Genomic DNA, 9,551 nt, shown 5'->3' on the forward strand with positions numbered 1-9,551 from the left:
ATCAGGCTCCTTCCGTGGATACCCCGGCCTTCAGGTCGGGGAGGAGGTCAAGCCTGGATGCCGTGTGTCTGGCGCCAGAGATCCGGGATCACGTCGTTGCCCCACAGCACTGACCGCCCGGCGCCGGCAGCGATCGTGGCCACGGTGCGCACGAACGACAGGCTCACGTCCTGCCACTCGCGTCTCGTCGGCCCGGCACGTTTCGACAGGTTCGCCATGGCGGCGAACGTGGGCTCGTACCGGGGCAGGTCCAGGTGGCCGAGACGCGCTGCCAGTTCGGCGGTCTCCGCGACCGTCAGCCAGCCGTGGATGCCCTCGGTGACGCCGTACTGGTAGCCCAGCGCCGCACCGCGCCTGGCGAGTGCGGCGAGCAGCGCCCGCAGTGGGTCGTCGGCGGGCACGCCCTGACGTTCCAGCACCGGCAGGTAGTAGTCCGGGGTTACGGTGCGGCCGACGAACTGGGACGGCCCCAGGCAGCACACCGCGACCAGCGCCTCGTGCAGCGCGTTCAGTTCCTCGACGGCGTGCCGGTCACCGTCCTGGTGGAATGGACACCGCAGGCGCTCGGGGCAGGTGAGCGACGGACAGGTGAGCTGCTCGCGGGTGGCGCGGTTCACCCGGTCTTCCCCGACGTATCGCAGGTCGGGGCCGAGCCATGTGCAGTACCGCGCGAGATCCGTGGGTCGCTCCCGCAGTTGTGAGGCCAACCGCGGCCACAGCACGTCGTAGCCCTGCCCGTCCATCGGTGTCGCGGCCCGGAACACGTCGTCGAGCCACGGCACGACCTCACCGGTGCGCAGCAGCTCCAGCAGCGCCGGCACGACGTCGTTGCGGTAGCGTCCGTAGTCGAACACGAAGATCTCGGCGTCCGCGCCCATGATCACCCCTCCGGAAAATCTTCCAGGCGCGGCGGTGGGCTTGCTCCCCGGCCGGTCACCGCGCGGCCGAATCGTTCGGCGACGTCCTGGATCAGCAGGTTCGAGGGGGTGCGGAAGTCGTCGAAGCGACCGTCGATCGACCGGTCGAGCAGCGGCTTGTGCCGCTCGGAGGGTAGGCCCGCCAAGCCGAGGAACCAGCCGAGCACCTGCCGGCAGTGCCACTCCCAGGCGCCGTCGGCGCAGGTCCGGTCGACCACGACGGTGACCAGGTGCGTCACCGCCCGTTCCCAGGCGGCCGGGTCGGCGCCGTCGGCGGCGATCAGCGGCAGGAACCGGTCGAAGCGCTCGGCCAGCTCCTCCAGCCACCCCCGCCACTCGACCAGCGCCTCGGTGACCACGCCGAGCGTCTGCTCGGGGTCACCCATGCTGTCGGCGGGGCAGCACCAGGCGTGGACGGGGCCGCCGCCGAAGTCCGCCTCGCCGACACCCCACCGCCAGCCCGATGCCCAGTGCCCGTATTGACCGACGATCGCGAAGCTCATCTCGTCGGCCCACCGGGTGCCCTGCCGCTGCCCCCATTCGTACACCTCGGATCGGCCCGACCGGCCGGGTGGCCGGGTGGGGACAGCGGCGGCCGGCGGCAGCGACCGGACGACGGCCGGGGCGGAGACCGGATCGAACGGCTGCCGGGCCGGGTCCACCTCCGCCCAGGTCAGGTGCCAGGGCACGATCTTCGGATCGAAGCTGGGGAGGTACGGCTCGGCGGACGGCGCGTCGGACAAAGAAGCGTCCTCCGGTGGCTCGGCGACCTGACCGGCCCACCGTAGTGGAGCCGGTCGAAGCACGCCGTCCCGTCACAGCCCGCCTCCGGTCGGGTGGCACCCCGCCCGGCCCCCGGCGCGCCCGGCCGGACCTGCGGGAGGTGTCGGGCCGGCGCGACCCGCCACGACATCGCGTGGGGCGCAGGATGATGCGCGTGCCGGCCGGATCGGTCAGGATGACCTGCGCGAGGACATCGCCGGGGCGCGTGGCACAGCGGCGCGCCCGCGGACGGAAGGAGACCCGTGTCGTCCACTCTGCTCTCCCGTCGCGACCTGCGGTTCCTGCTGCACGACTGGCTGGAGGTGACCCGGCTGACCGAGCGGCCCCGCTATGCGGAGCACTCCCGGGAGACCTTCGACGCCGTGCTGGACCTCGCCGAGCGGGTGGCCACCGAGCGGTTCGCCCCGCACAACCGGGCCGCCGACCTCACCGAGCCCAGCTTCGACGGCCGGCGGGTGCACATCATTCCGCAGGTCAAGAAGGCCCTCGACGTCTTCGCCGAGACCGGTCTGCTGGCCGCCGGCATGGACGCCTCGATCGGCGGGATGCAGTTGCCGCACGTCGTGCAGGCCGCCTGCTTCGCCTGGTTCCAGGCCGCCAACATCGGCACCTCGGCCTACCCGTTTCTGACCCTCGGCAACGCCAACCTGTTGCTGGCGCACGGCAGCGCGGAGCAGATCGACACCTGGGTCCGGCCGATGGTGCAGGGCCGGTTCTTCGGCACCATGTGCCTGTCCGAGCCGCAGGCCGGCAGCTCGCTGGCCGACATCACCACCCGCGCGGAGCCGCAGGACGACGGGACGTACCGGCTGCACGGCACCAAGATGTGGATCTCCGGCGGGGACCACGAGCTGTCGGAGAACATCGTCCACCTGGTGCTCGCCCGGATCCCGGGCGGGCCGCCCGGGGTGAAGGGCATCTCGCTGTTCATCGTCCCGAAGGTGCTGCTCGACGCCGACGGCGCCCTCGACGCGCGCAACGACGTGGTGCTGGTCGGCCTCAACCACAAGATGGGCTACCGGGGCACCACCAACACGCTGCTGAACTTCGGCGAGGGCGTGCACCGGCCGGGCGGGCGCCCCGGCGCGGTCGGCTACCTGGTCGGCGAGCCGCACCAGGGCCTGCCGCAGATGTTCCACATGATGAACGAGGCCCGGATCGGGGTGGGCGCGGGCGCCACCGCCCTCGGCTACACCGGCTACCTGAAGTCGCTCGCGTACGCCCGCCAGCGGCCGCAGGGCCGCCCGGCCGCCGACAAGGACCCCACCGCGCCGCAGGTGCCGATCGTCGCCCACCCCGACGTGCGGCGGATGCTGCTGGCGCAGAAGAGCTACGTGGAGGGCGCGCTGGCGCTCGTCCTCTACTGCGGACGGCTGCTCGACGAGGAGAAGACCGCGCCGGAGGCGGCGGACCGGGAACGCGCGCGCCTGCTGCTGGACGTGCTCACCCCGATCGCGAAGAGCTGGCCGTCGCAGTGGTGCCTGGCCGCCAACGACCTGGCCATCCAGGTGCACGGGGGCTACGGCTATACCCGCGACTACGACGTCGAGCAGCACTGGCGCGACAACCGGCTCAACCCGATCCACGAGGGCACCCACGGCATCCAGGCGCTGGACCTGCTGGGCCGCAAGGTGACCATGCGCGGCGGGGACGGGCTCGCGCTGCTGGTCGAGACGGTCCGCGCCACGGTCACCCGGGCGTGGAAGGCCGAGGGCGAGGCCGCCGAGCTGGCCGGCCCGCTCGGCGCGGCCCTGGACCGGATCACCCTGGTCACCCGGCGGCTGTGGAGCACCGGCGACCCGGCGGCGGCGCTGGCCAACGCGAGCGTCTACCTGGAGGCGGTCGGCCACGTGGTGATCGCCTGGATGTGGCTGGAGCAGCTGCTCGTCGTCGAGGCGGCCGGCGGCCCGGGCGACGGGCCGGACGCCGACCTGCACGCCGGCAAGCGGCAGGCCGCCCGGTACTTCTTCCGCTACGAGCTGCCCCGCACCGGGCCGCAGTTCGACCTGCTGGACAGCCTCGACCGGACCACGTTGGAGATGCGCGACGACTGGTTCTGACCGCCCGCCGCAACCGGCCCGCGTGGCGGTGCGGGGTGGCCCGCCTGACCGGGACGCGCCCGTCTCAGCCGTCGGCGAACCGCCGGTCGCGGGCCTCGTGACCCACCGTCGCGTCGGTGTCCGTCGGGGTCCCCGGCGGCCGGACGGCGGCCGTAGACTCCGACGATGCGGAATCGGCGGGTGGCGGTGCTCTGGTCGGTTTTCGTCATCGTCGCCGCGGGGTCGTCCGCGCTCGTGACGCTTCGCCCGGACCGCCTCTCCGACCTGCACATCTACCGGGGCGCGCTGCTGCACCTGCACGCCGGCCGACCGCTGTACGACTTCGTCGCCGAGAACGGCGGGCCGTTCACCTACCCGCCGTTCGCGGCGCTGGTGCTCTGGCCGGTCGCCGCCGTCCCCGAGGGAGTCGCGCAGGGCGTCTGGCTGGCGCTGACCTGCCTCGCGGTGGTCGCCATCGCGGTGCCGGTGGGCCGCCTGCTCGCCGGCCCCGGGCCCCGGCGGGCCCTCGTCGTGCCGGCCGTCGCCTGCGCCCTGATGCTCTCCGCGCCGGTGCAGAGCAACCTCCGCTTCGGCCAGGTCAGCATCTTCATCGTGCTGCTTGCGCTGCTGGACGGCATGGGCGTCGTCCCGGCCCGACTCCGGGGCGTGCTCGTCGGGGTGGCCGCCGCGATCAAACTGACTCCGCTGCTGTTTGTCGTCTACTTCCTCGCCACCGGACGCTACCGGGACGCCGGGCGGTCCGTGGTCACCTTCCTGGGCTGCGCCGCGCTGGGGGCGGCGGTCCTGCCGGCGGCGAGCTGGACGTACTGGACCGAGGCGATGCGCGACACGGCGCGGATCGGCAACCTCGCCTCGCTCGGCAACCAGTCGGTGCACGGCATGCTGCTGCGGATCGGGCTCGACGAGGCGTCCCTGCCGCTGCTCTGGGCGGCCCTGGTGGCCGTTCTCTGCGGGGTGGCCCTGCTGCGGGCGCGGCACCTCGCCGGGCACGGGCGGCCTGGGCACGCCGCCGTGCTCGTCGGGTGCGCCACCGTCGCCGCGTCCCCGGTGTCCTGGACCCACCACCAGATCTGGCCGGTGCTGGCGGCGATGCTGCTGATCGGCGCCGAGGGGATCGCCCGGCGGGTGGCCGGCGGCGCGCTGCTGGTGGCGATGGTGGTCTCGCTGGGGGTGGTGCTGGCCCCGGTCTCGACGACCCCCGGGATCCAGTTCCTCTTCGAGAACGCCCGGGCGCTCGGCGTCGGGGTGCTCTGCCTGGCCGGGTTCGGCGGGGCGGCACTGGCCGTGGCGGGCGCGGGCCGGCGGCCCCGGGCGGCCCGCGGCTGGTTGCGGGTGGGCACCACCGCCGCGCTGGCCGTGGCGTTCTTCGCCGTGCAGCCGCTGCCGGCCGGCGCCGATCCGACGTTCAAGGCGTACACGCTGTCCGACGTGGACAATCCGCGTTACTTCTTCGTCTGCCGGGGCCCGGTGCAGTGCGCCGCGTACGGCACCGACGCCCCGGTGACCTTCGGCACCCGGCGCGAGAAGACCAAGGTCCGGGTCAACGGGGTGGTGTCGCCGGCGGTGGCCCGGCTGGAATACCACTCCGCCCCCGGCGGCGCGCCCCGGGTCATCCCGCTGCTGGCGGCCCATCCGGGGCCCCGGACGTTCTCGTTCCGGTCGGCGACCATGGCCCACGGCCGGCTCGTCGCCTACGCCGCCGACGGGCGACCGATCGCGACCTACGACGAGGAGCTGGCCGCCGCGCTCGACGTCACCGGCGCCCGGCGGAGTGGTGCATCGCCTGTCGCCCCTTGACCGCCGCCAGCACGACGACCGCGAGCAGCGCCACCGCGCCGATGACCACCAGCCAGCGCACCGCCTCGAGGAGCAGCCCGAGCAGGACGAGCGCGCCGGCGATGACGGCGACGACCCAGAGCATGGCCCGCATGTCCACCTCCCGTGACTCCGGCCGCGCCGCGCGGCCCCCGCCCGCCTTCCCGGCCCGGCCCGCACCATGCGGCGCGAACGGCCCGAAAACGCCTGGTCAGGTGGCCTGTCAGAGCTGGGCGACGTACACGGTGTTGGTCGACTCCCCGCCGGTCAGCGGGTTGGCGAACGGGACGACGTGTGCCCGCGCGGTACGGAACACCGCGGCGAGCGCCTCCTCGAACGCGGCGTCGGGCGGGTCGTCCGACCAGAGGGCGAAGACCCCGTCCGGGTGCAGGTGGGCGGCGAGCCGGCGCAGGCCGTCCGGGGTGTAGAAGGCGGCGTGGGTGGGGTGCAGCACGTTGCGCGGCGAGTGGTCGACGTCGAGGAGCACGGCGTGGAACCGCCGTCCCGGCGCCTGCGGGTCGAAGCCGGTGCCGTCGGTGACGGCGGCGAAGAAGTCGGCCCGCACGAAACGGGTCCGCGGGTCGGCGGCCAGCCCGACGGCGAACGGCAGCAACTCGCGGCGGTGCCAGTCGATGACGTCCTCGATCGCCTCCACCACCAGCAGCGAGCCGACCCGCTCGTCGGAGAGCGCCGTGCGGGCGGTGTAACCGAGGCCGAGGCCGCCGACGACCACGTCGAGGTCGCGCCCGGCCAACGGTGCCAGCCCCAGCCGGGCCAGCTCGATCTCCGCGACGGGGAAGAGGCTGGACATCAGGAACTCGTCGTCGAGCTTGACCTCGTACACCTCGACGTCGAGCGACGGGTCGCGGCGCCGACGCAGGCTGATGAGGCCGATCGGGGTGTCCCGCCAGGCCAGTTCCTCGAATCGCACGCCCACGGGCCCGGATGCTACCGGGTGGCGCCCCGAGGGCCGGCCACCGGCGCGCATTCCTTCCGTCCAGCCGGGTATGCGCGCTCGTCGAGGGCCGCCGACCGGGGGCCGGACAGGGAGCGCGCACTGTGGCGGACATGCTGGCCGGACGGCTGCACGTGGCGGACCGGGTGCTGCGGTTGGAGTCGGTGCCGGTGCCGGAGCCGGAGCGTGGGCAGGTGCGGATCAGGGTCGAGGCGGCGGGTGTCTGCCTGTCGGACGTGCACCTGATCGACGGCACCCTCACGCCGCTCTACCTGCCCGGCGACGTGGTGACGCTCGGCCACGAGGTCGCCGGGGTGGTCGACGCGTTCGGCGACGACGTCGAGGGGTGGGAGCCGGGCCAGCGGGTGCTGCTCCAGGCGGGGGAGCGGGACCGGCGCGGCACGGTGTTCACCCGGGGCGTGGACTACGACGGCGGTTGGGCCGAGTACGCCGTGGCCCGCGAGGACACGGTGGTGCCGATCCCGGACGACCTGCCGTTCGAGCAGGCCTGCATCATCCCGGACGCGGTCTCCACCCCCTGGGCGGCGGTGATGGACACCGGGCGCACCCGACCCGGGGAGGCGGTCGCGGTGTGGGGCGTGGGCGGTCTGGGCGCGCACGCCGTCCAACTGCTGCGTCTGGTGGGTGCGGCCCCGGTGATCGCGGTGGAGCCGCTGGCGGCGGCGCGGGACCGGGCGACGGCGCTGGGTGCCGACGCGGCGCTCGACCCGGCCGACCCCGGGCTCCGCGACGCCGTGCTGGAGTTGACCGGCGGGCGGGGTCTCGACGTCGCGTTCGACTTCGCCGGGGTGACCCCGGTCCGTGAGCAGGCGCTGACCGTGCTCGCCCGCCGGGGCCGGCTGGTGCTCGCCGGGATCGCCAACAAGCCGGTCACGATCGCGTCGGACAGCCCGTTCAACTACTTCCAACAGGCGCTGCTCGGCCACTACGGCTCGGAGTCCGAGCACGTCGAGCAACTGGTGTCCCTGGCCCGGCAGAAGCGGCTCGACCTGAGCGCGTCGATCAGTGACGTGCTGCCGCTGGCCGAGGCGGAGGAGGCGGTGCGGCGGGTGCACACCAAGGAGGGCAACCCCATCCGGCTGATCCTGCGTCCCTGAGTGGCGCCGGCCCGCTGGGTCGCCCCGCGACTCCGCCCGCCGCTGGAGCTGGCGTCACGGCCGCACCGCCGCCCGGCCGGGTCGGTCTGCCCGGCCGCGCCGGTCGTGCCGGTCGCGCCGGTCTGCCCGGTCGTGCCGGTCGTGCCGGTCGCGTCGCCGGCGACGGCGCGGCACACCGGCACCCGCCGTCCGGTCGGGTCGGGCGCGGCGCCGGCGGTCGCGCAGCAGCGCGCCGACCGCGGCGGCGGCCACCGCTCCCGCCACGACCCAGAGCAGCGGACTGGTCCGCACCTGCCCGGGGAGCTGCTGGCCGAGGACGAAGAGGCCCATCGCCGCCACGAACCACCCGAACGCCTTGCGCAGCACGTCCTCGGGGACGTGCCCGGCGAGCCGGCCGCCGGCGAGGCTGCCGACCACGGCGGCGGCGGTGACCGCGGCGGCCAGGCCCCAGTCGACGTCGACGGTGGACAGGTAGCCGGCCAGGCCGGCGAGGGACTTCATCGCGATGACCACGAGCGAGGTGCCGACCGCGGCCGGCATCGGCAGGCCGCCGAGCAGGGCGAGGGCGGGGACGACCAGGAAGCCGCCGCCGGCGCCGACCAGGCCGGTGACCAGGCCGACCACGGCGCCGTCGAGCACCACCCGCAGCACCGGCAGCTCGTGCGGCACGGGCCGGCCGCCGCCGCGGTCGCGCTGGCCGCGGATCATGGCCGTCGCGGTGGCGAGCATCATCAGGGCGAAGCCGGCGAGCAGGACCGCGGCCGGGACGAACGCGGCGAGGCGGCCTCCGGCGTACGCGCCGGCCATGCCCGCGGCCCCGAAGACCAGGCCGGTCCGCCACCGGACGCGGCCCGCGCGGGCGTGGGGCAGCACGCCCACGGCGCTGGTCACCCCGACGACCAGCAGCGAGGTGGCGATCGCCTCCTTCGGCGGCAGGTCGGCGATGTAGACCAGCAGCGGTACGGCGAGGATGGAGCCGCCGCCGCCGAGCAGGCCGAGGCTGACCCCGATGAGGACGGCCAGCCCGACGGTCAGCGCGAGGCCGCCGGTCACGACCGCCGCCTGGTTGTCGACCCCTCACGCAGCTGGCCGACGACGGTGTCCAGGTCGCAGCTGGCGCCCCGGTTGTAGGGCAGCTTGCCGAGCAGCATGCCCATGGCGCAGGTGTTGGTGACGGCGGCGACGGTGAGCCCGGCGCCGATGAAGCCGGCCACCCACTTCAGGCCGGGCACGAACACCGAGCCCAGGATGCTGACCAGGACGATCGACCCGGCGACGAGCCGCACCTGTCGCTCCAGGTCCCAGCGCGGGGCGCCCTGCGTGATCGGCGCGTGGGCGGCCTGCCAGGCCGTCATGCCGCCGCTGAGGACCTTGAGGCGGGGCAGCCCGGCCCCGGAGAGGGCCTGCTCGGCCTGGGTGGCGCGGACGCCGGAGCGGCAGATCAGCACCACGTCCTCGTCGAGGTGGTGGCGCAGTTCCTCGCGGTGCTCCTTGAGCAGGTCGAGCGGGACGTTGTAGGCGCCGGGGATGTGTGCGGTCTCGAACTCCGCCGGGGTGCGTACGTCCAGCAGGCGGGGCGCGCGGCCGGAGTCGATCAGCTCGCGCAGGGCGGCGGCGTCGAGGACGGCGGGGCGGGCGTTCTCCGAAGTACTCATTCTTCCTCATTCGGGGTGTGTCGCGCGGAATCTGGGCAGGGCCCGGCCGGCCACGGCGTTCTCGCGGCGGCCGACTCGGACAGGGGGTGGCCGGCCGAAGCCGCTTCGCGGGGGCCGACCGGCGCAGGGGGCTGGCCGGGCGCCCCCGGTGGGGGCGGCCGGCGGCCACGTTAAGGTGAGGGGGCGCCGCCCAAGGGGACGCCGGCGGCCGCGGCCCGGGCGAACGCCGGGGCGAGGACCACGACCAC

8 protein-coding genes and 1 pseudogene are annotated in these 9,551 nt (G+C 74.6%); 3 read left to right on the top strand and 6 right to left on the bottom strand.

The features are described 5' to 3' along the window. Positions 1 to 47 precede the first annotated feature (47 nt). Both ABZ793_RS30280 and ABZ793_RS30285 read right to left on the bottom strand, forming a co-directional pair. Positions 48 to 878, bottom strand: coding sequence for a hypothetical protein (locus ABZ793_RS30280; protein ID WP_357463328.1), 831 nt, complete (start codon positions 876 to 878; stop codon positions 48 to 50). Between the two features lie 2 nt (positions 879 to 880). After that, positions 881 to 1,660: a hypothetical protein gene (locus tag ABZ793_RS30285; RefSeq protein ID WP_357463332.1), complete on the bottom strand. Its 780-nt coding sequence runs from the start codon at positions 1,658 to 1,660 to the stop codon at positions 881 to 883. Positions 1,661 to 1,942: 282 nt separating this feature from the next. Between ABZ793_RS30285 and ABZ793_RS30290 the strand changes: the two genes are divergently transcribed. Both ABZ793_RS30290 and ABZ793_RS30295 read left to right on the top strand, forming a co-directional pair. Continuing rightward, positions 1,943 to 3,760: an acyl-CoA dehydrogenase gene (locus ABZ793_RS30290; RefSeq protein ID WP_357463334.1), complete on the top strand. Its 1,818-nt coding sequence runs from the start codon at positions 1,943 to 1,945 to the stop codon at positions 3,758 to 3,760. Positions 3,761 to 3,925: 165 nt separating this feature from the next. Beyond that, complete coding sequence (locus tag ABZ793_RS30295) at positions 3,926 to 5,557, top strand: glycosyltransferase 87 family protein (RefSeq protein ID WP_357463337.1); 1,632 nt, start codon at positions 3,926 to 3,928, stop codon at positions 5,555 to 5,557. Here ABZ793_RS30295 and ABZ793_RS30300 read toward each other — a convergent pair. Together ABZ793_RS30300 and ABZ793_RS30305 are read right to left on the bottom strand one after the other, a co-directional pair. Further along, positions 5,514 to 5,690 (bottom strand): hypothetical protein, encoded by a 177-nt coding sequence (locus ABZ793_RS30300; protein ID WP_357463340.1) that lies wholly within the window; start codon positions 5,688 to 5,690, stop codon positions 5,514 to 5,516. The genes ABZ793_RS30295 and ABZ793_RS30300 overlap by 44 nt on opposite strands. Positions 5,691 to 5,798: 108 nt before the next feature. Beyond that, the gene (locus ABZ793_RS30305) at positions 5,799 to 6,512 is read right to left on the bottom strand and encodes a spermidine synthase (protein ID WP_357463343.1); all 714 of its coding nucleotides are present in this window, start codon (positions 6,510 to 6,512) and stop codon (positions 5,799 to 5,801) included. A 131-nt stretch (positions 6,513 to 6,643) separates the two neighbouring features. On the opposite strand from ABZ793_RS30305, the gene ABZ793_RS30310 reads away from it, so the two are divergent. After that, positions 6,644 to 7,648 (top strand): zinc-binding dehydrogenase, encoded by a 1,005-nt coding sequence (locus ABZ793_RS30310; protein ID WP_357463349.1) that lies wholly within the window; start codon positions 6,644 to 6,646, stop codon positions 7,646 to 7,648. 294 nt (positions 7,649 to 7,942) lie between these two features. On the opposite strand, the pseudogene ABZ793_RS30315 reads toward ABZ793_RS30310, so the two are convergent. Both ABZ793_RS30315 and ABZ793_RS30320 read right to left on the bottom strand, forming a co-directional pair. Then, a pseudogene (locus ABZ793_RS30315) lies at positions 7,943 to 8,701 on the bottom strand (sulfite exporter TauE/SafE family protein); the annotation flags it as partial. Next, a complete protein-coding gene (locus tag ABZ793_RS30320) occupies positions 8,698 to 9,303 on the bottom strand; it encodes a rhodanese-like domain-containing protein (protein ID WP_357463346.1) in 606 nt (201 codons plus the stop codon). The pseudogene ABZ793_RS30315 and the gene ABZ793_RS30320, both read right to left, overlap by 4 nt. Positions 9,304 to 9,551 lie beyond the last annotated feature (248 nt).

This window comes from Micromonospora sp. NPDC047465, assembly GCF_040643125.1.
GTDB lineage: Bacteria > Actinomycetota > Actinomycetes > Mycobacteriales > Micromonosporaceae > Micromonospora.

Excerpts from the sequence above, each read along its gene's own strand:
- ABZ793_RS30280 (WP_357463328.1), bottom strand. The coding sequence starts at position 878 with ATGGGCGCGGACGCCGAGATCTTCGTGTTCGACTACGGACGCTACCGC.
- ABZ793_RS30295 (WP_357463337.1), top strand. The coding sequence starts at position 3,926 with ATGCGGAATCGGCGGGTGGCGGTGCTCTGGTCGGTTTTCGTCATCGTC.
- ABZ793_RS30300 (WP_357463340.1), bottom strand. The coding sequence starts at position 5,690 with ATGCGGGCCATGCTCTGGGTCGTCGCCGTCATCGCCGGCGCGCTCGTC.
- ABZ793_RS30310 (WP_357463349.1), top strand. The coding sequence starts at position 6,644 with ATGCTGGCCGGACGGCTGCACGTGGCGGACCGGGTGCTGCGGTTGGAG.
- ABZ793_RS30320 (WP_357463346.1), bottom strand. The coding sequence starts at position 9,303 with ATGAGTACTTCGGAGAACGCCCGCCCCGCCGTCCTCGACGCCGCCGCC.